This is a genomic window from Advenella sp. RU8 (genome assembly GCF_048381675.1).
In the GTDB taxonomy this organism is placed as follows: domain Bacteria; phylum Pseudomonadota; class Gammaproteobacteria; order Burkholderiales; family Burkholderiaceae_B; genus Advenella.
Map to the genome: position 1 here is coordinate 261,992 of NZ_JBLWIS010000004.1, position 21,464 is coordinate 283,455.

The following is a 21,464-nucleotide window of genomic DNA, read 5'->3' on the forward strand; positions in this document are numbered from 1 at the left end:
TTATTTTGAGTAAATTACAAAAACTGAATCTGAACTTTTTTGAGGTGGCTCAAAGTAGTCGATAATGTATCCGGCATCATGTAAATCAGCCATTAATTTTTTGGTATTGATGGTGCTATTTTGAGCAAAGAATATAAAAGGTTTTCTTTTATCTAGTGTGATTAAGTCATCGTAATCCAAAGGTATTGGATTAAACTCAATATTACCTAATTTATCAAGATAAAATCTAGATATTAAACTTTCTATATACAACATGTTACTGTCTATATTTTTATGGTAATAAAATTTGTGAGTAATATGTAAGCCTTTATCAAAAATGAATTTAGACGCAGCAGCATGATTTTGGAAAGGGTATTGTTTTGATTTTATTATTAAGTAAGCAATAGATATTGCGCTTAGTCCGAATGCAATAACTAATAAAAAATGAAAAATTTTCATGTGGTAAAAAGCAAAAAAGAAATAAGCTATAAAAATTGAAAAAACTGGAAGGAGAACAATAAAATTTCGGTTTGTTGAAATGGGAGTATGCAAATCAATTAAGGCTACACAAAAAACAAACAGAAAAATAATAGATGTAGAGAATTTGAAAATTATTTTGGATGTTATGCCTGAAATTACGCTTTTGGATTGAAGTATTTTGAATAAATAAGCAGTAAAACCAATATAAATAAAAATACCTGTAATCGAGAAAATGGTAGTTGAATAAAAAAAGGTATCTTTAAAAATAAAAGTTTGTTGAGTTAATGCATTGAAAAATATTTTTAATGTTGTTTGAACTCCTTCTGATTTTATCCAAAAATCGCCTCCTGTTTTAGATGATAAGTTACCTAATAAAAAATGAACTATAGGCCACACTAGAGTTGTTAAACCTGCGAGGAAAAAATTAACTCTAAATTTAAGTGGTTTTATTGTTATAAATAAGTATAAAAGAACCAGACCTGAGAAGATAAAGCCAAAATAATGAGTTAATGACAGTAATAATGAAAGAGTTGAAATCAAGAGTGCAAATATCAACGAACTGTTTTTTGTTAAAAATTTTAAAGTGGCAATAGTAAGTAATGTTGACAGGAACAACATCATTGCATAAGAGCGGGTTTCTTGGGCATAGAATGAAAACAGGAAGCTGGTTGAAAATATCACTATTGCAACTGTTGACAAACCAAGTGGTATATTTTTTAAAGCCCAATATGAAAAAAATGAAATTGCCAGTAAAGAAAATAAAAGGCTTAACGATCGTGTAGCAAACTCTGATGTTCCGAAAAGATTAATCCAGAAACTTAAAATCATTTGATAAAGTGGGGGGTGAACATCTTTCATAATAAATTTGGAAAACATTTCTTCCATCGGAAGTGATGATGCTGTTACTGAGTAGAGTTCATCCCACCAATAGGAATAGGGTTGCCAAATATTAAAAAAAGCAAGGGAAATGCCTAGTAAAAAAAATAGAGCTGCTGACAGTTTTAATAGATTATTCTGATTCATAACTAATTCAGGATTTTTATTGTTGAGTGGCTTTGAATAAAAGCCAACGACCATCGCTTTCCTGGCTTAATGTTATTGGACTAATATCAGGTATGCTATTTGAACCAGCTAGCCAATTATAAAAAACCGCAGAGCGTGGCTTATCCGTTACGACATCATTGCCAGACTGGCAAACAAGAATATATCCAACGTTCCGTTTTTCAATAACCCCTTTGGCAGTGTCCCAAGGTTCCGTATCCAGCAACGCCCTATGCACATCCAGCAACCCCTCCACATTATGATGATAATTACCCGCAATCACCTTATGATGGGTACGATACAGCAATTCAGAAGCCGCACTGCTGGTGGTAAGAATAACGGAAGCAGGCAAGGCATTTAATTGCGGGGCAATATCCTGAATGGAACACGCATTTTTTTTATCTTTGTTTGCATTAAGAATATCGCTATCATTGTTCAGCAACACAACACCAATAACGGCAAACAATTGCAATGGCCCTAATAACACCAACAACACCCCACCCATTTGCGCCTTGAAAGAATGACGTGCCTCTTCGTTGGCAAACACAGGCAAATAACTGATAGACAAACCAAAAGCCAAGGCAGAAACCAAGGCACCCGCTGCACCCATACGCACATGCAGGCCACCCAGCAAGGCATAAAGCAGGGCGCCCATACCCAAAACACCCAGCCACAACAACCGTTTACGCCATGCCCAATAAAGTGCTAGCAATCCAGCCACAATTGGCGTGGTTAACCATGCAATCATTTTTTCCGGGGAACTGCTGGCGGGTTTAAGCTCCTGAATCTGATTCCACCAAACCGCTTTTAATTCATCGGGCAACAAACCACTGGCGCCTGCGGTGGCACCGGGCGTTAGCAACAGCCATACGGCACCTACCACCAAACCTGTTACGGCCACCCAGGCAAATGCTTTTGGCAAAACCATATCATGGGTAGTCACATAATCGGCAACCAGCATGACAAATGCAGTAAGGCCAACAAACAATAACCAGGCCAGGCTGATATGGTCTAGCGACCAGGCAGAAAAAGTGGGCGCTGGCGGGTCTATCAGCCAAGCCAGCAATACCATTCCTGTTAGCCCGGCTGCCATGAGCCACAATTTGCCGGTTTCAGGAAACTGCAGGCGAATAGCCATGCGCAACACTACCATAATAACCACCAGTGGCATGGTTTCTGGCGATATCCATAAAGCCAGCCCAGCCAATAGCCCGGCAAAAAAATCTCTGGCAATATTGGGAGTTTGAATGGAACGTATAACACACAGGGCAGCACCCGCAATGGGCACCAGCATGAAAATATGGTGGGTAATTTGTTGTAGCTGCCCATAACCCGCCAAGGGCAGGTTGCTGGCCATTAACAGTGCGGTTGCCAAAGTGGCTTTGTAGGTGCCAATGCTTAAAATAGTGCCTGCTACCAGTGCTGTTAATAGCAACATGCTTAACAGGGTCAGGCTGGCTCCGGCCCAGATTAGTGCGCTTTGGGTATCCAGGCCAAACAGGGCAAAAACCTTGTGCAGTTGCCATACCGTCCAGCTATGTGGCAAAGACCAGTGAATCCAGTTGCCATTTGGCACATTATCGCGAGGGTTGAAATTGATGGGCTCGCCCTGCGCATAGCCTTCCAACAGCACCAGCTTGTAATAACTGTCCGGATTTGAAAATTGCCCGGCAGCCACATCGCTAAACTGGGTATAGGTAGACCGAAACAAGGCAAGTGCCATGAATACAATGGCCAAAATAAAAACCCCGTTTCGGGAGCGAAATAAAGAAAATTTCATTCTTTGTATCCGGATGCCAGGAAAAACAGTTTTCTTTGTTCTATGCGGTTTCTGGCTATGGCTTCCAGAATAATGCCCGTAGTAAAAATAACAAAAGCAATCATGCCCAGGCTACTGGCCAGTATGGCGGTAGGAATGCGGGGTACAAGGCCGGTTTGCATGAATTCAACAATAACAGGTATACCCAGCCATAAGCTAAGCAAGGCGGTTAGGCCAGCCACTGCCCCGTAAAAATGGGCCGGGTAAAAATGACGGAATAACCTGAAAAAAGATTTTAATATTTTAAAACCGTCAGACCAGGTCCGCAATTTGCTGGTGCTGCCAGCTGGGCGCGGGGCATAGTGTACCGGAAACTCACCAGTAGAAATTTTAAGAATACTGGCAATGGCCGTCATTTCTGTTTCAATTTCAAAACCCGAAGACTGAATGGGCAGGATACTGGCAAAACGGCGGGTAAAAACCCGGTAACCCGAAAAAATATCCTGGGTGGGTGTTTTGAACAATCGCCCGAAAAGACGGTTAAACAAGGCATTGCCCCATAAGTGACCAGAACGGTAAGAATGACTTTCTGTATGCTGGCGAATGCCTGTGACCATATCCAGATGCGCTTGTTCCAGTAAAGCGATCATGGTGGGGGCACTTTTGGCATCGTAAGTTTGGTCTGCATCAGCCAGGATATAAATATCGGCGTTAACGGTAGCCAGCAAACGCCGGACGGCATTGCCTTTGCCTTTTAGTGGTTCATGAATAACACGTGCTCCCGCCTTACGCGCGATACAGGCGGTTTGGTCGGTAGAGGCATTGTCACACACAACTACTTCACAATTTGGTAGCACCTGTTGAAAAGCCTGAACTGTAGCCGCAACGGTTTTTTCTTCGTTATGGGCCGGCAGGATAATGGCTATTTTTTGGGAAGAGGGCGTGACTGCAGACAAGAGGTGCTTAAGGGGCATAAGGAAAATGGTAATTTAGGGCTTGGATGTAAAACAAAAGTATCTTTTGAAAATTAAATAGTATAAATTTGTGTATTTTAAACGACACTATAGTTCAAAATATTGCTAAAAAACAACTGGATATGCTTGTTAATATCAGATTAACAATAACTTGCTTTGTAAAATGGGTTCGAATAAACAATGTTTTATGTTACATTAGGTTATTAGTTGTAGATTTTAGGAAACATGAGTGTTTCTACCTATTTACAGGGCTCTCTTATGTTTTATTTCTAAGATTTTTGTTTTGATTGAGCGCTTTGCCGTTTCATAACTATTTAATCCATGGAGGATTTAAAAATGAAAGATCAATTAATGGCATTTTGGAAAGATGAAGAAGGTGCAACGGCTATTGAGTATGCGTTGATTGCGGGTTTGATTGCGGTGGCGATTATTGGTGCGCTTACTGCTTTGGGTGGGAATATTAGTACTCTTTTCGGAAAAATTAGTAATGAGCTTAACAGTGTTGAAGTGAACGGTGGGTCATAATTAATCTAATCCGTTAGAAAAGGGAGCCTAAAGTTCCCTTTTCTTTCCAAAAGCAATGTGCCCCCTCTCGGGGCATTTCTTTAAATACAACCATGTCATCCAGCATCTGGCTCGCTCTCTTCGCTTTTTTTTGCCTGCTGGTCATCGTAGGTGATTTCAGGAAACGCATAATAAGCAATCAGTTACTACTGGTTGCGTTGCTTGTGCATGCAGGTTTTTTGTTGGCAAATACGTTTGTTCCAGAAGTTTTGGCGTTACCAACCAGCCTAAGCTGGCGCCAGTCTGTTTCCGGTTTTTTAATGGGCCTGCTGGTTTTCTTTCCGCTCTGGAGCTTGAAACTGGTTGGTGCTGGCGATGTAAAATTCATCGCCACACTGGGTTTTCTGCTGGGTTTTGCAGGCTTATGGCAAGTAGTGTTAGTGGCAACGGTATTAACCGGTTTGCACGCAGTGGCGATGGTATTGGCACAAGGCTGGCTACCGGCACGGGCAAACTGGTGGCAGGAAAGCAAGGAAAAAAGAAGAGGGGTTCCTTATGGGGCCTGGCTGGGCATAACGGCATTGGCATGGGCGGTATCGTATCACTGGAGTGGGCATGCGTGGTTCTGAAAGCAGCACATTGATAAAGACGCGTAAGGCGTCTTTTGTTGTTTCTGCCAGTCAGCGTCAGAAAGGTGTCTATGCGGTCGAGTTTGCTTTTGTTTTCATCATTTTTTTTCTGGTGCTGTATGGCATGATTACCTATGGGCTGATTTTTGCCGCCCAACAATCGCTTAATTTTGCGGCTGAAACCGGTGCACGTGCAGGTTTACAGTGGCAGGCTGGCGAGTCGGCAGTCACCCTTTCTGCCCGTGCCAACCGTGCCATGGTGGCTGCTAAAGATCATGTTGATTGGGTTGACCGGATGGCAGGTGGTAATAAATTGAAAATTGCCGTATGCAGTGGCGATCCTGAAAGTCCATTGGCAAGCCAAAATCTTGCTGAAGGCGATAAATTATGTCAGCTTGACGATCCTGACAAGCTTGAAATCGTCATTCATTACCCTTACCAAGATTCGCCCATGATTCCTTATTTGGGCCCGTCCTCTATTATGAGCGTGGCGGTTCCTGCGGTACTTGAAGGCCGTGCTTCGGTAGATTTGGGTATTGCGCTTGACCGTTCGGCAGGGGGTTAACGGTTTGCGATTGAATGTAAAAAAACGGCAGGAAGGGGTCGCGGCAATAGAGTTTGCCCTGGTTATTACCATGTTGTTGCTTATTTGCTTTGCCATTGTTAGCTACGGCATGCTGATGTGGACACAGCAAAAAATATCCCATATTGCCGGTGACAGTACCCGTGTGGCTTTGCAGCAAAGTATTTTAGGTAATCCCAATTTCCGGCAAGATGCCTGTAATCATGCGCAGTCCATGGTGTCCGCTGATCTGGTTTTACGCGGCTTGCCTGCCAGTAAGGTCGTTTGTAGTATCCCTGCCCAGAAAACCCCTTGCACTTGGGATGCCAATCATCAATGTTTGCAGTTAACGCTAACAGTGACCGTGTCTGGCCTGCCCCTTGTTAATCTGGTGCAGTCACTGGGTGGGCTTTTTAGCAATGAACCTAATGCATGGATGCCAGAAACGATCTCGGCAACCTCGGTTGTACAAATTACAGATTTACCAGGAGCTTGATTTTTCATGAGTAACTTTACCAAAATCGTTGCAGTGGGGCTGGTTTTGCTGGCTGCAGTGTTGGGCTTTTTTGCCTATAAAATGTCTATTGCACCCAAGCCAGAACCGGTTGTGGTGGTTCAGCAGGCAGCGCAGCCAGTGGTGGCCAGCAAGCCTACCCAGGCCGTGATTTTGGCTGCCAAGGATATCCTGGCAGGTCAGGTTATCCAGGCTGACATGCTGAAAGAAGACCAGTGGCCCAGCATTCCTGGTAATGGTTTCGGTAAAAAAGAAGACCTGGTTGGCAAGGTGGTACGCTTTGATATTGCTGCCGAAGAACCCATAACCAAGGGCCTGTTGGCCATGGGAATTGCGTCTTACCTGAGTGAAGGGCAGCGTGCCATTACCATTCCTGTGGATGAAATTGTGGGTGCTGGCAACCTGGTGGCACCGGGTGATATTGTGGATGTGTTTTTTACCCTTAATAGCAAGGGCGATGTAGGCGCACAGTCCCGCTTGCTGCTGCCCCAGGTAAGGGTGCTGGCTTATGGCGACAATACGGTGGATGGCCCCGCAACGCCACCGGCTAATGACGACAGGCAACGTACCCGCGCAACCCCGGCACGTATTGCGATGCTGGCGGTAGATCTTGAAGAAGTCAACAAACTGTTGCTGGCCACTCGTAATGGTAAATTGCAGCTGGCCTTGCGTGCTCCAAAAGATGAAAACTTGCCTGATCTTGATTTGTTTCCTGAGCCCGAGCCTGTGTTGAAAGGTAAGCCAGATTTAACGCCTGAACAGTTGGCCGCACTGGATGATGCTGGCAATATGGCCTACGCAGGCATGAGTTTGCCTGATCTTTCCGGTGAAAAGCAGGAAACAGAAGATACACCTGATGCACCCGTGGTCAAACAGGGCAACTCGGGCAAGACCGTGCAAATTATTCGTGGCACGCAAATTGAAAACGTCAAGTACTAGGGTTGAATGGGTTTAATAATGAAATTTTCAGTGAATCAGATTTTTTCCGCCTTTAACAGGAATGCCACGCAGGTGCTGACGGCCACAGCCATGGGGCTGGCGTTTATTTCAGTGTCACCGGTCATGGCACAGTCAGCTGGTTTTACCCGTCCTGGTGGTTTGGGCATGGTGGTGGATACGCAGCGCATGCTCAAGGTGAATGGCTCTCCTGCACGTATTGCCGTAGGTAACCCCGATGTCGTGGATGTGCAGATTTTGCCGCTTGAAGACGGTGTGGGTGATATTTTACTGGTGGCCAAAAAACCGGGCGTTACGGATGTACAGGTTTGGGTTGATGAAGACCCAGAACCCAAACGCTGGCAGGTTAGCGTGGTGTCTGGCGAGCAACGTGCGCTTGAATCGGCCAAGCGGCTGGAAGCACCGGTGCGTGCTACTGGTGGGCAGGCAGTGGTAACGGGCAAGGCGTCCAATATGGTTGAGCATCAGCGCTCAACTGCAGCTGCCCGGGCTACTGGTGCTTCGGACAAAATAATTGATACCTCTGTCATAAATACCAGTGGCATGGTGCAGGTAGAGGTAAAAGTGGTGGAGCTGTCTCGTAGTGTGATGAAAGACGTGGGCATTGACTGGAATACGGGTACTGCCCGTGCCGGGGGCTCTGGTACATGGGGGGTAGCTACCAATATGATGCCTGCCGGTCTGGGGACTAGCGGGTTCTCTTTGTTTTTTGATTCCCGAAATTTCGGTTTTAAATTACAGCTGCTCGAACAAAACGGCATGGCCCGTACCTTGGCTGAACCTACCTTGGTGGCTTTGTCCGGGCAAAGTGCCAGCTTCCGTGCCGGTGGGGAAATTCCCGTGCCCGAGGCTGGTGGCCTGGGTACCCAAACGGTTTCTTATAAGCCATTTGGTATTGGTCTTACGGTAACGCCAACCGTGCTGTCTCCCCAGCGCATAGCGCTAAAAGTAGCCCCTGAATCCAGTGAGCTGGATTATGCCAACGCGATTCCGGTTGTTAGCGGTGACCAGACGACATTGATGCCAGCCCTGCGCGTGCGCAAGGCTGATACTACGGTTGAAATGGGCGATGGCGAAAGTTATATCATCAGCGGACTGGTTTCCCGCCAAACGATGGCTAATGTCAGTAAAATGCCCTTTCTAAGTGATTTGCCGATTATCGGTTCTTTCTTCCGCAATGTGTCATATTCACAAGATGAACGGGAGCTGGTAATTGTGGTTACGCCACGTCTTATCAAGCCAATTGCCAAAGGTACCGAGTTGCCTCTGCCCGGCCAGGGCAAAGAAAACCTCAACGAGGTGGGAACTGCCTGGGGCTATTATTTGGTCGGGCCGGCATCGGGCGAGCAAATGCCCGGGTTTTCCCGCTAAAACAGATATTATTTATCTTTCCGGAGCAGTAGATTTTGCTTAAGCGTAACCGGTATGTGTTTTTTTCCTCAGACACCGAGCTAGCCAAGAAACTGGCAGACTCGCTGGAGGCTATGGGCACGCTCATCCATGAGCAACCTGCCCCTGATATCCTGACCCGTCACCTGGATGACAGTTTGGTCAATATGGTGTTTTTGGACTTTGTGCCTGATGACGCGAATAATGAAAAACTGGCCCGTTCCATTGACATGGCCCGTTTGCTTAATCGTCATAAACCCGACATGCCTAGCGTTGCCGTTGGACGCCTGAGTTCACCGGGTGCTGCCGTGGCAGCATTACGTGCCGGCGTGAAAGATTTTGTAGACCTCGATAATCCAGAGGAAGTGCGTGATACGGTCAAACGCCTGTCAAAGCGGTTTAGCTATGGCAAAGAGGACGATACCCGTTATCGTAATGTGTTGATTTTGGGAGTGCGAACCGGAATGGGGGCAACCCTGCTGTCGGTGCATTTGGCCAGCCTGTTGCAGGAAATGCAAAATGTCGAGCGCAATGCCCGTTTGCAGACCGGGGGTAAGCCTGACGAAAGCCGGTCGGATGCTGGTATGGTTTCCCTGCATGATCGGACTTGCCTGTTGGACTTGGGTCTGCCGGTGGCCGATGGCATGTTATACCTGAACCTTAATGGCAGTTTTGATTTTGTGGAAGGAGCACGCAACTTGCGCCGCCTGGATAGAACCATGCTGATGTCGGCGATGGCGCATGACAGTAACGGGCTGAGTGTGATTGCGTTGCCTCGAGACCTGGATCAGTTGAATAGTGTTTCCCATGCCGACTCCCTTTTTCTGGTTGAGCGCCTGCGTGATCATTTTGGTGCAATAGTGGTTGATGTGGGCGGCATGCCCAATCCGGCCTTTATTGCCGGACTGGTTCGCCTGGCTGATGAAACCTGGTTGGTGACCGATCAGAGCATTGCCGCGCTGGTATCCCTGGCAGATATGATCAAAGAATTTGAGCAGGATGGCGTTTCATCCACTGAACTTTCCCTAGTGGTCAATCGCTACGATCTTCAATATGGCATGAGTGCTGAACAGATAGCAGAGCGTTTTGGATTGAAATTGAAAGGGACGTTGCCAGACCGTATGCTGGCCATCATGAAAAGCACCAGTCAGGGGCACCTGTTGCATCAGGATGCACCCAAAGATCCATATATCAAGGCCTTGCGTGCTTTGGCTAACACACTGGTTGAGTCGGCTGCCGGCAAAGAGCGGCCGCAGGCACAGAAATCAGGATGGCTGACTTCATTCTTTGGACGGGATGGCCGTTCTGGATCAGCGCGGTAGGAGATCTGAATAATGATAAGGACACCCATCAGATTTGGCGAAGACGGATTCATTGATAGTGGTCGTTTTCAGGAAGTGAAGAACCATGCGTTTGAGCATTTGCTGACACGCATTGAAGAAATGGGTACCGAGTTTGCCCGCTGGAATCCTGATGCAATCAGGACCTTTGTTGAGAGCGAAGTCAATTCGTTTGTACGGACTCGCCGGTTTGCCGTCAATGAAACCGAGATCCGTGAAATTGCCGATGCGCTTACCAAGGAACTGGTTGGCCTGGGCCCGCTGGAGGATTTGTTAAGCGACCCTGCGGTTGAGGATATCCTGATCAATGGCTACGACAATGTGTTTGTGTCGCGCCGGGGGGTTCTGGAACGTGAGCCGGCCCTGTTTACCGACAACCAGCATGTGATGCGCATTGTGCGCCGCATTTTGGCGCCGTTGGGACGGCGGCTGGATGAATCTACCCCGATGGTGGATGCCCGCTTGCCTGATGGCGCTCGTTTGAACGTGGTGATTGGCCCGCTGTCGCTGGACGGTCCGCTGGTATCTATCCGTAAATTCCGTAAAGATCCGCTCAAGCCCGAAGATCTCATGAAGTTTGGGACTTTTAATGAGGAAATTTATCAATTGCTGGAAGCAGCGGTTGCTTCGCGCTGTAATATCCTGATTTCCGGTGGCACCAGTTCGGGCAAGACATCCATGCTGAATGCGCTGGCGTTTTTTATTGGTCCTCGGGAACGTATCATCACGATTGAGGATACCGCTGAAATGTCGCTGAACCATGAGCATGTGGTTCGGCTTGAGTCGCGCCAGGCCGGTTATGACGGCAGTGGCGAGGTGGCTATCCGGGACCTGATCCGCAACAGCTTGCGGATGCGTCCCGACCGTATCATCGTTGGTGAGGTGCGTGGTTCAGAGGTCATTGACATGCTGCAGGCCATGAATACAGGGCATGAAGGCTCTATGGCAACCATTCACGCCAGTTCTCCTCGCGAATGCTTGTATCGCATGGAAATGCTGGCCGGGTTTGCCGGTTTTCATGGTAGTGAAGAAAGTTTGCGTCGCCAGATTTCTGGGGCTTTGGACTTTATCATCCAGATTGGGCGCCTTCCTAACGGCAAGCGGCGGATTCTGTCAATTACCGAAGTGATTGGCATGAGTGACGGTATTATTACTACCCAGGAGCTTTATCGCTATGAGTCCGTTACCGGTCCGGATGGGGAAGAAACCGATCAATGGGTGAGTATGGGTATTTTGCCGCATTGCAGTAAACTGGAAGCTCATAAAGGCAAGATGCGTGAAACGGTTATCAAGTCGGCACCCGTTGTTGCCCAGGCAATACCACGTGATTCCGCTACCAGCGCAGGTTTCTGGAGCAGGAGGCGTTAATGAACAGTGTGGTTTTACTGGCCCTGATGGCCTTGGTACTGGTGGTATTGGCTGTCGTATTGTGGCAGGGTGCCAGCCAGCAAAGTAATCGAAAAGCCAAAGACCAGTTCATGCTGGAACAACTTGAGCGACGTCTGGGACAGGAAGATGCCGCAGAAGAGGAGGCCATGCGCCAGCGTAAAGTCTGGAAAGGTGGCCCACGAAACTGGAATGAGTTTTTATTGCGTGCCGGTGTGGTACCAACCACCCGGTTTTATGTCTTGTTCTGGCTGGTCGTTCTGATACCAGCCATACTGGCCGGGCTCTTTGGCGGTACCATTGCTGCCGGTGCGGCATTTGTTCTAATGATTGCCATTTCTTTATTCCATTTATGGCTCAAGGGTGAACGGCTTCGCAAGGACATTGTGCGTCAGTTGCCTGATTTTCTGGATCGGGTGGTTCGCATGATGACGATTGGTAACAGCATGGGTGCCGCTTTCCATAATGCGGTGGCAGGTACTGATTTGCCTCTGCGTGATGTGATAGATAAAACGGTCAGTCTGAACCGTTCGGGTAAAGAGATTGATGTGGCTTTGCATTATGTGGCGCGCCAGTACGGTTTGCATGAATTGTATCTGCTGGCTTCCGTCATGGGTGTCGCCCTTAAATATGGGGGGCGCAGTGACCAGGTACTAGAGCGGATGTCGGCGTTCATGCGTGATATTGAACAAGCCCGTGCGGAAATGAAGGCCATGTCGGCCGAGTTGCGCCTGTCGGCTTGGGTGCTGGCCCTGTTGCCGGTAGGCTTGGCGTGTTTCATTCTGGTTTTCAACAATGAATTGTTTATGGGCATGTGGGAAGACCCGGTTGGCCAGGTCATGCTGGTGGGCGCTGTGGTGTTGCAGATATCCGGTTCCTATTGGCTGTATCGTTTGGCCAAGTCTGTGTAGCAGGGGGAAATGAAATGCCGGATTTAACAAGTTATATTACCCCTTCAGGCCTGCAGGCAGGTGCCTTGGTGCTGTTGGCAATCGCGGCTTTGGTGGTGGCCGTCTACCTGATTGAAACCATGGTGCGTCAGGAAAAAAGTAAAGACCAGATCGATGAGGTACTGAATAAACGGGCGCGGGCCAGTACATTGGCTTTTCCCGGTGAGCAAGAGACGGTTGGCCATGAACACCAGCGTCTGGAAAATGCCGTGGTTAAGGCGGCGGAACTGGGTTCGCGATGGGGTCAGGGCCGTTTTGGTGATGTCTTGCTGGCCGAAGAAGACAAGGCTTACCTGGAATTGGGCGGTTTTGAAGACTATGGTAAGGCAAAGGCATTGTTTTCATTTGCCCGGGCTGTTTTATGCATTGGCTTACCGGTCATTTTACTGTTTGTGACGGGCCCTATAAAAATCATGGGTGGTCATTTAATGACCTATGCCCTTTCCATTTTCTTTGGCTTTGCGCTGGGCTGGATGTTGCCTAAATGGATCTTGATGAGCCGGGTCAATAATCGCAAGAAAGCCGTTGATGATGAATTGCCACTGTTGGTGGACCTGTTGCGCTTGTTGCAGGGCGTAGGCATGTCAATGGACCAGAGCCTTTATATTATTGTTAAGGATTTCAAGGCGGTTTTTCCTGTCCTTAGTCTGGAGCTGGAGGTTGCGGTAGAGCAGTATAATCGTGGCTTGCCGCGCGAACAGTCAATGGAACGCATGATCAATGGCCTGGATAATGATGATCTTAGCGCCATTTGTCATCTGATTGCGCAAGTAGACAAGCATGGTGGTGCCGTACAGGAACCCCTACAACGTTTTAGTGAGCGCCTGCGCGAACAGCGCCGCGCTGGATTGAAAGAAAAAATTGGCAAGCTGACGGTCAAGATGACAGGAGTCATGGTATTGACCTTGCTGCCAGCGTTAATGATTGTGACCGCAGGCTCTGGCTTTATTGCCGTGTTCCGCGGATTATCTCGAATGGGAGGTGGTTGAAAGTTATGAAATTGGTGAAGAAAGCAACAGCGATTGCATGTGCAAGTGTATTGGCAGGATGTGTGAACAGCTCTTCGGATTCGGCCTGGCGGCTGATGGAAGACCAGCAGCAAGAACAGGCCATGATTCAGCGTCAGGAAATGGATGACGCGCGCAAGAAAGCGCCAGAAAAAGAACAATTGCTGATCATGACCATCAAGGAAGCCCAGGACCAGGGGCGTTATTTCGCTTCTTTGGCGTTTATTGATGAGTTTGATGTCAAATATGGCAAGTCTCCTGATGTGGAAATTTTGCGTGCCGAAGCCCTGAGAAAAACAGACCAAATTGCGCAAAGCGAGGAAATTTACCGCCGCCTGACCAAAACCCGGCAAAAGGCCCAGGCCTGGCACGGGCTTGGCTTGATGGCTGGTCAACGTGGTGACTTTGCCGAAGCCGCCAAAAACCTGGAAAATGCTTCGTTAGCCGCCCCGGCTGACGCGGTTATTCTTAGTGATCTTGCCTATGCCAGAATGCGTATGGGGGATCTTGAAGGCGCCCGTATTCCTATCGGCAAGGCTGCCGAATTAATGCCACAAAACCCTAAAGTGTTAAGCAATATGGCCCTTTACCTGTTGGTGCGAGGCGCTACGCCGGCTGCCGAGCAGGTGATGCAAACCGCCAACCTGAGTCCACAGGCCCGTCAGCAAATTTATGCGATTGCCGATCAGGTGCGTCGCTTGCCACCCGTACCTGTGCAGGCATCCAACAGCACGCAATCCCGTGAAGACGATAACGTGGTCAGGGGAGTAGATAATCTTAGGGCTTCTTCTGAAGAGGTTAAAAAAAAACAGGACGATATAGCATCGGCTTCACGCTCCAATCTGGCACAAAACAGTCCACAGCAGTCGTTTGAGTTGCAGTTGCCAGCCAGTGCACCATTGCCAGCTGATATCCAGCCCCGGCCTGATGCACAACCGCATGCCCAAATCCAGCCTGAGCCTGAACCACAACTGGTTAATGTAGAGCCGCAGGCTGCTCGGGCGACCGAGCCTGCACGAGCAGCCCCACAGCAGCAGCCACAACAATTGGTTCGAGGTAACGAGCAGCCCTTGCCAATGGCGCCGCCTAGCAATGACCCGATTGCGATGATGCAACCCGAATTTGTTTGGCCTCCTGTGGATCAACAGCAAGCTGAAGAGAAGCGTTTGGCCGAAGTGGCTAAGCAGCAAGCGGAAGAAAAACGTCAGGCTGAACTGGCGCAACAACAGGCTGAAGAGAAGCGTCTGGCCGAAGTAGCCCAACAGCAGGCTGAAGAGAAACGTTTGGCTGAAGTGGCCCAACAGCAAGCCGAACAAAAACGCCAGGCAGAATTGGCGCAACAGCAAGCTGAGGAAAAGCGCTTGGCCGAAGTGGCACAACAGCAGGCTGAAGAAAAACGCCTGGCCGAAGTAGCCCAACAGCAGGCTGAAGAAAAACGCCTGGCCGAAGTAGCCCAACAGCAGGCTGAAGAAAAACGCCTGGCCGAAGTAGCCCAACAGCAGTCTGAAGAAAAACGCCTGGCCGAACTGGCGCAACAGCAGGCTGAAGAAAAACGCCTGGCCGAACTAGCCCAACAGCAGGCGGAAGAAAAACGTCTGGCCGAACTGGCGCAACAACAGGCCGAAGAGAAACGTCTGGCCGAAGTGGCCCAACAGCAAGCCGAAGAGAAACGCCTGGCCGAACTGGCGCAACAGCAGGCCGAAGAGAAACGTCTGGCCGAAGTAGCCCAACAACAAGCCGAAGCAAAACGTTTGGCCGTCAAGGCACAGGCAGCATCGGAAAAAGCGTCATCAAAAGCATTGTCACAAGCTATTCCTTCCTCAAAACCAAGGGCACAATCCAGTGCTATTGATCGCGCCATTCTTGATGAGGTTTCAATTGTTGGTGGTGATTTCATTCTTAAACGGAAGTAATCAAGTTATTTTTAAGGGTTTATAACCATGAGTTTATTGAATTTTCGTGCGGTGCTTTTTACCGCTTTATGCTTGCCGGGGTTGGTCATGGCACAAGGGGCGGTTACCGCTCCACTGGATGTGCCTGGTACTGGTGTGAATCCTCATTTTCCTTCTGCCAGCAAGAAAACCCATGCTTTCCCTGAGTCACGCAGTTTTGCCGAAGATACTTCTTTGTACAAATATGTCCCTCCCGAGCCCTTGGGTAAAACCACTCGGTCACTGTTAGCCATGCAGGCCGATGCCAACCGGCCGGGTACACCCCACACGATGCTGGGCGCCACCGCCACTATTGCCTGGGACCGCTACCTGAACAGTTTCAATCATGCCATTCCGGAATGGTTTGAAGAAAAAATTGAAGACCCGAGTAACTGATCTGATTGCCTGTTTGCATGATCAGTCTCCTGTTTTGCAGGAAACCGGATCAGCTTCAAGTATCGCTTCGTGATGTTTCCTGTTCGCATGCCGCTTTCCCGGAGTATGTAGATGAAAAAATCAGCTGTTAGAAAAATGCGTGGTTCAATCATTTTGCCGGTTGCCTTTTCAATGCTGGTGGGTTTTATACTTCTGGGTGCTGTCCAGTTGGGCTATTACTTTTACATGAAGCTTGAAATGCAGAATGCGGCAGATATGGCCGCACTTAGCGGCGTGCAGTTGTTAAGCGATGGTGAAAATTCCACTGAGGACTGCGTCAAAGCGCAGGTTGCCGGCAAGGCCAGTGCCAGAAAAAACTTTGAACGCCATGGAACGCTCACAGATGAACAATTATTGGTGACTTGTGGTACTTGGGATGAGGATATAGTAGGTACTAGGCACTTTGTCGCTCAAGCCGTTAATGATAAATATAATGCCCTGCATGTAACCATAAAACATAACGTATTACCGTTTGTGCCATTTTCTTCAGCGGCAGATATTGCCGTGGAAGCCATTGCCAAAAGCAGGGAACCGGTTGCCGCTTTTCAGGTAGGGGCGCAATTGCTGGATTTTGATAGCGAGGCTCCTCTGGGGAGTTTATTGGGAGAAGTGGGATTAAGCGTTGATAACTTGACTTTGCTGGACTCTAGTGGTTTGGCTAATGCCAAGATTACTCCAGCAGGTTTGCTTGAGGCGTTAGGCCTGGAACTTGAAGTTGATGATTTGTCTGCCTTAACCCCGAATGATGTGTTGGGTCTTGAGAATGTGACCTTGTTGGACCTGATTGGTGTTTCTCTTGAGGTGGTGGGTGATTCACCTTTGAAAGTGGGATTAGAGGCCTTAAAAAGTACTTTGGTGAGCCTCAATCTGGGTCATTTGGATATTCCTTTGGGCAGTAGTCAAGGGCAGTCCGGTTTATTTGCTTTTTTAGGTGTTGGCAAAGGAGATGATTTGCTGGGGCCGGCCTTGGGCGTAGAGCTCGGCCTGGGTGATCTTCTGAAAACCGCCATTGGCATTGCTTATAACAAACATGCCCTGGAAGGCACAAGGATAGAATTGGCAAATCAATTGATAACGGCTGAATTATTCGTTGTGAGCCCGCCTACAATTGCGATTGGACCCGTTGGTACAAGTGCCCATAATGCCCAGGTGCGGTTATGGCTGGATATAGATACCAGGAATATTCCGGTGTTGGGTCCGTTGTTGGATGCATTGGGTACCTATCTGCATTTGCCCATAGCCCTGGATGTTGTTTCAGGCACTGGCAAATTGGAAACGCTGCAATGCACCAGGAATCCACATAGCATTGATGTTCTTGTTGAATCAAAAATCATGAATGTATGTATTGGTGGTATGACAGAAGAAAATATTATGTCGAACAAGGCGGGTTGTGAGACTTTTCTGACAGACACCGTTATGTTTGAATTGTTTGGCGTGGAAACGATCGCTCGCAAGATACATCTGCCGCTGTTAACAGATAAGCAAACGCTGAAAAATATTGAGGTGGGTGAGCAACCCGTACGTGCTACCGAACCTAATAGTCTTGCGCTGGGAACTACTATTGATAGCTTGATAACGCGATTGCTTAATTTACTAGGGGATCTTTTTACCGAGTCCTCAACAGATAGTTTGCGGGAAAAGATGGTGGAGTCTTATCTGGAGTACAGCAAGGTTAATGGATTTTATAACGTAGATAATATAACTAATTTAGTGCTTGATGGAAGTGGAAATCCGGGAGAAGAGGCGTATTTGCCACCGTTGCTGACCGAGAATTTTGTTTTTGATGACGCAATTCCAACAACGTGTGTTTTGTACGTGTGTGATCCATCTTTATGGAAAACAGGTAGTTTTTCAGAGGCTTTGCATGCTTATACCAGCGTGCCATATGGTTTGCTTAATATCGTCGGCTTGCCGTGGATGGGCAATGATTTTCAGAATTGTGCGGGACTGTTAAGTTCATTATTAAGCTGGAACAATTGTGTTAAGCATAATTTGTTGCAGCTGATGGCGCAGCATCCTGCTTATGTTGTACCAATGGGGTCAGAAGAAATGCAGGCCATGCTGAATGGGGATCCAGAAGACGTCAGTTGTAACGGTGCGTTGTGTATTTTGATCAAACCGGTAATGATTTTATTGAAACCGGTTCTTGATGGATTGGGCGGCGTTTTATCAGGCATTCTGGCTGATTTTCTTGGGCTTGAACTGGGGCGTACAGAAGTTAAAGCCCTGGATATAGAGTGTGATCCTGCCCAATTGGTTTATTGAGATCTGTGTAAATATCGTTCCTGGTGTTATGGCTAATAAAAAAATTGTTTTAATGTGAACTGACTTGGTTTGTTTGTTTTCGGATCAAGTCGGTCTTATGTGTTTATAACGCAAGTTTGAGTTCTATTATTTTTTGCTTAAAACAGAAAAAAGAAAAAACTTGCTCGCTTTCCCTTGCAAAAGTTTGATGAGGCATTGGCAGGTATTCTGGAGTGTTTAAATGAAAAAAAAGGCTATCAACCAACAGCGGGGCTCTGTCATCCTGCCGTTTGTTGTTTCCTTGCTGGTCGGGTTGATTCTGTTGGGCGGTGTTCAGATTGGCTATTACTTCTTCATGAAGCGGGAGTTGCAGAATACGGTGGATTTGGCAGTGCTGAGTGGGGTGCAGTTGTTAAGCAATGCACAAGCTGAAAGTGCTGGGTGCAAGGATGTCGATTCCGCCGTGCGGGCAAGTGCTAAAGAAAATTTTAAAAGGCACGGATTAAAAGAGTGGGAAGACAATATAACAATGACGGTAGAGTGCGGCAATTGGCAACATAACTTGCCTGCACCCAGACATTTTGAAAAGGCCGTTGTTAATGGAAGATTTAACGCAATTCACGCGATCATAAAATACGATGCATTACCCTACATGCCGTTTTCCTCGTCAGCAGTTATTGCTGTAGAAGCCATAGCAAAAAGCAGTACACCAGTTGCAGCATTTCAATTGGGTTCGCAATTGCTACGGTTTGATAACAGTGCGCTATTGGGTGGTTTGTTGGGGTTGGTCGGTCTTAATGTAGATAACCTGACTTTACTGGATTCAGAGGGTTTGGCAAATACCAAAATTACACCAGCAGGATTACTGGATTTGTTGGGCGTGGATTTAGGGATTGGGGGATTGGGAGCCCTTACCCCTAATGGAGTGGCCGATATAGACAATATTACCCTGTTGAATTTGTTGGATGCATCAGTAAATGCAGTGACAGATTCGGTTTTGGGTGTTCAGCTGAATGCTTTAAGGGCAAAGTTATTGGATTTGAATCTTGGTAACATAAAAATCCCGATTGGTAGTGCAGACAATCAACCTGGTTTATTTGCATTTCTGGGAATAGGTAAAGATGATCCGTTGGAGGCTGCTCTTGATGTCCAACTGGGTCTGGGGGATATCCTGAAAACGGCGATTGCGATTGGTGCCAATGGGCATGCACTTGAGGTGCCAGGGTTGAATGTATTGGGGCTTGCAAAGGCAAAGTTATCTATTGTGGAGCCACCTGTGATTGCCATAGGCCCGGTTGGTACAACCGGACATAGCGCTCAGATTCGTTTATGGCTTGATATTGATACAGATAAATTGCTGGGTGGTTTGTTGAAACCTCTGGTTAGCAATATCTTGGGAACCCGTATTCATTTACCCATTTCATTGGATATCGTTTCTGGGACAGGAAAGTTGGAAAAACTGCAATGCTTCAGAAATCCGCCTGCCATGGATATATCTGTGACATCACGGATTTTGAATGTATGTGTTGGAAAAATGGATGAAAATTCAATTATGTCTGACAAGCGTGGATGCGAGGAGGGGTTACAGGAAGAACTGTTGATTAAATTGTTACATGCCCCTGTTTTATCGGGTAAATTGCATATTCCTGCCTTGGAATATCCAGAGTTGGTTAAAAATTTGGAAGTGGGTCAGACTGTATCTACCAAGCCAAATTCATTGCAATTGGGTGATACGGTAGATAATGTGGTAACAGGATTGCTTAATCTGTTGAGTGGTCTTTTTAGGCCTCCAGCAACGATGGATGGCTGGGAGGGTACATATACTGAGAATCCGTCTCTTATACCGGATCTTGTAGAGTCTTATCTGGAAAAAAGTAAAGATAATGCTGGGTTTTATAATGTCGAGAATGTAACTGACTTGGTATTGAATGGAAGTGGAAGTCCTAGTGAAACTGGCTATATGCCTGCTTTGTTAAAGGTAAATTTTACTTTTGATAATGCTATCCCTTATTCATGTGTTTTGAAAGCGTGTCCAGCATCTACCTGGAAAACAGGCACGTTTAAGGAAGCATTTCATGCATATACCAGCATCCCGTACGGAGTACTCGAGATTGTGGGTGCTGTGCCATGGATAGGCAATAATTTTCAGAATTGTGCGGGGTTGTTAAGTTCTCTGTTAGGCTGGAATAGTTGTGTTAAACATAATCTTACTGAACTGTTTAAGCAACATCAGAACGAGGTTTTGACGGTTGATCCGAACAGTGCGGAAATTCAGTCAATCCTTAACCAAAGCTCAAATGAGGTGAGTTGTAATGGTGCTTTGTGTATTTTGTTAAAACCGGTTTTGAACTTGTTGAAACCCATTCTGAATGGTGTTGGATTGGTATTAACCTCATTGCTTGATGATGTGCTTGGGCTTGAGTTGGGTCGTACTGATGTGACAGCATTGGCTATTGAATGCGATCCCGCCCAGCTGGTTTATTAACAAGCAATAAAATGCCTCGTTAACCCAGTTTTAACGACTTCAAGGTCAGTTTAAACTTACTGGTATGCTTATATTTAATCAATGTAGGCCAATTTGAATGCTTGTTTTTGCACTTTAGTCGGCTGACATGCTGAATATTGTTTCTTCTGGTGGTTTGCCACATTGCTTAATTGAATAGGATTTGCTTAAAGGTCGTTTTGAAATCTGAAATCGTATTGTTGCCAGGATTTTTAAAGCGCTTGGGTATATTGAGCAATAGGGAAGCGATATTTGGCGTTAAGGATACGCTGGTTGCACCTTATGAGCGTGTGGAAAACGGTCAAACCATTTGGCAGTCGTCTTTTGATTTTGTCCTAACCCCACTTGATGTGAAAGCAGCTTGCGTACAGGGCAAAAAAAAGCAGATGGTTGAGGTGTAAGTGATTTAAGCCTGGGGCAGTTCACTTTTGCGTGGGAGTGGACATTGGGTTCGGTTAAGAAATTTTCTTATTTGATACATCCCAAGAGTCTTTAAAGTAAATCATTGAAAAATATCCAAGAGGAATGCTTAATACGAGCGATTTTAAAAAATCCATGATGATTGGTTTAGTAAAGTCTCCCATATTGGGTATGTTTAAATTGCTTATATAGATCCAGTTAAGAACTGGGGGACTTGTTAATATAAAAAACCATATTCCCCAATGCTTTACAAATTTCCTGATAATAAAATACATGGGGGTAACTTCTTCATTATTGTTTTTTCTAATTCTATGATGGGAGCTTCGCTTAAAAACGGAAACAATAAAACAGATCCATAGAAGAGGTGTCAATGGCTGTAGGTGAAAAAGAATGATGAGATTCGTTGCAAGAATCAAAAAACCTATGGGTGAATAGTAAAGATGGGCCCCAAACATTAATT

At 46.8% G+C, this 21,464-nt stretch carries 19 protein-coding genes; 15 read left to right on the forward strand and 4 right to left on the reverse strand.

The annotated features are described in order from the left end of the window. Genes ACM5Q9_RS07715 through ACM5Q9_RS07725 form a run of 3 tightly spaced genes read right to left on the reverse strand, consistent with a single transcriptional unit; the run spans nt 1 to nt 4,233 of the window. Nucleotides 1-1,482, reverse strand: a complete 1,482-nt coding sequence (locus ACM5Q9_RS07715; protein ID WP_418144145.1) for a hypothetical protein — start codon at nt 1,480-1,482, stop codon at nt 1-3. A 16-nt stretch (nt 1,483-1,498) separates the two neighbouring features. Next, complete coding sequence (locus tag ACM5Q9_RS07720; protein ID WP_418144146.1) at nt 1,499-3,280, reverse strand: hypothetical protein; 1,782 nt, start codon at nt 3,278-3,280, stop codon at nt 1,499-1,501. Beyond that, a complete protein-coding gene (locus ACM5Q9_RS07725) occupies nt 3,277-4,233 on the reverse strand; it encodes a glycosyltransferase family 2 protein (protein WP_418144147.1) in 957 nt (318 codons plus the stop codon). Before ACM5Q9_RS07725 ends, ACM5Q9_RS07720 begins: the two co-directional genes overlap by 4 nt. Nucleotides 4,234-4,569: 336 nt before the next feature. Between ACM5Q9_RS07725 and ACM5Q9_RS07730 the strand changes: the two genes are divergently transcribed. From ACM5Q9_RS07730 to ACM5Q9_RS07800, 15 genes are all read left to right on the forward strand, one after another. Further along, nucleotides 4,570-4,758 (forward strand): Flp family type IVb pilin, encoded by a 189-nt coding sequence (locus ACM5Q9_RS07730; protein WP_418144148.1) that lies wholly within the window; start codon nt 4,570-4,572, stop codon nt 4,756-4,758. A gap of 92 nt (nt 4,759-4,850) precedes the next feature. Further along, a complete protein-coding gene (locus tag ACM5Q9_RS07735) occupies nt 4,851-5,366 on the forward strand; it encodes an A24 family peptidase (RefSeq protein WP_418144149.1) in 516 nt (171 codons plus the stop codon). Beyond that, nucleotides 5,353-5,931 carry a TadE/TadG family type IV pilus assembly protein gene (locus ACM5Q9_RS07740; RefSeq protein WP_418144150.1) on the forward strand — a complete coding sequence of 193 codons (579 nt, stop codon included), beginning with the start codon at nt 5,353-5,355 and terminating at the stop codon, nt 5,929-5,931. The genes ACM5Q9_RS07735 and ACM5Q9_RS07740 overlap by 14 nt, the downstream gene beginning before the upstream one ends. Nucleotides 5,932-5,935: 4 nt before the next feature. Continuing rightward, nucleotides 5,936-6,424 (forward strand): TadE/TadG family type IV pilus assembly protein, encoded by a 489-nt coding sequence (locus ACM5Q9_RS07745; protein ID WP_418144151.1) that lies wholly within the window; start codon nt 5,936-5,938, stop codon nt 6,422-6,424. 6 nt (nt 6,425-6,430) lie between these two features. Then, on the forward strand, nt 6,431-7,381 hold the full coding sequence (gene cpaB / locus ACM5Q9_RS07750) for a Flp pilus assembly protein CpaB (RefSeq protein ID WP_418144152.1): 951 nt from the start codon (nt 6,431-6,433) through the stop codon (nt 7,379-7,381). Nucleotides 7,382-7,471: 90 nt separating this feature from the next. After that, nucleotides 7,472-8,770: a type II and III secretion system protein family protein gene (locus tag ACM5Q9_RS07755; protein ID WP_418144171.1), complete on the forward strand. Its 1,299-nt coding sequence runs from the start codon at nt 7,472-7,474 to the stop codon at nt 8,768-8,770. Between the two features lie 56 nt (nt 8,771-8,826). Beyond that, the gene (locus tag ACM5Q9_RS07760) at nt 8,827-10,110 is read left to right on the forward strand and encodes a pilus assembly protein CpaE (protein WP_418144153.1); all 1,284 of its coding nucleotides are present in this window, start codon (nt 8,827-8,829) and stop codon (nt 10,108-10,110) included. A gap of 12 nt (nt 10,111-10,122) precedes the next feature. Beyond that, nucleotides 10,123-11,496, forward strand: a complete 1,374-nt coding sequence (locus ACM5Q9_RS07765; protein ID WP_418144154.1) for a CpaF family protein — start codon at nt 10,123-10,125, stop codon at nt 11,494-11,496. Then, the gene (locus ACM5Q9_RS07770; protein ID WP_418144155.1) at nt 11,496-12,425 is read left to right on the forward strand and encodes a type II secretion system F family protein; all 930 of its coding nucleotides are present in this window, start codon (nt 11,496-11,498) and stop codon (nt 12,423-12,425) included. The genes ACM5Q9_RS07765 and ACM5Q9_RS07770 overlap by 1 nt, the downstream gene beginning before the upstream one ends. A gap of 14 nt (nt 12,426-12,439) precedes the next feature. Beyond that, nucleotides 12,440-13,453 (forward strand): type II secretion system F family protein, encoded by a 1,014-nt coding sequence (locus tag ACM5Q9_RS07775; protein WP_418144156.1) that lies wholly within the window; start codon nt 12,440-12,442, stop codon nt 13,451-13,453. Between the two features lie 5 nt (nt 13,454-13,458). After that, complete coding sequence (locus ACM5Q9_RS07780; protein WP_418144157.1) at nt 13,459-15,384, forward strand: hypothetical protein; 1,926 nt, start codon at nt 13,459-13,461, stop codon at nt 15,382-15,384. Between the two features lie 27 nt (nt 15,385-15,411). Continuing rightward, a complete protein-coding gene (locus ACM5Q9_RS07785; RefSeq protein ID WP_418144158.1) occupies nt 15,412-15,798 on the forward strand; it encodes a DUF3613 domain-containing protein in 387 nt (128 codons plus the stop codon). A gap of 111 nt (nt 15,799-15,909) precedes the next feature. After that, on the forward strand, nt 15,910-18,102 hold the full coding sequence (locus ACM5Q9_RS07790; RefSeq protein WP_418144159.1) for a pilus assembly protein TadG-related protein: 2,193 nt from the start codon (nt 15,910-15,912) through the stop codon (nt 18,100-18,102). 220 nt (nt 18,103-18,322) lie between these two features. Beyond that, nucleotides 18,323-20,566 (forward strand): pilus assembly protein TadG-related protein, encoded by a 2,244-nt coding sequence (locus ACM5Q9_RS07795; protein WP_418144160.1) that lies wholly within the window; start codon nt 18,323-18,325, stop codon nt 20,564-20,566. A gap of 197 nt (nt 20,567-20,763) precedes the next feature. Then, nucleotides 20,764-20,985, forward strand: a complete 222-nt coding sequence (locus ACM5Q9_RS07800; RefSeq protein WP_418144161.1) for a hypothetical protein — start codon at nt 20,764-20,766, stop codon at nt 20,983-20,985. 54 nt (nt 20,986-21,039) lie between these two features. On the opposite strand, the gene ACM5Q9_RS07805 is transcribed toward ACM5Q9_RS07800, so the two are convergent. After that, the coding region (locus tag ACM5Q9_RS07805; RefSeq protein WP_418144162.1) for a hypothetical protein at nt 21,040-21,464 on the reverse strand (425 nt) is incomplete at its 5' end.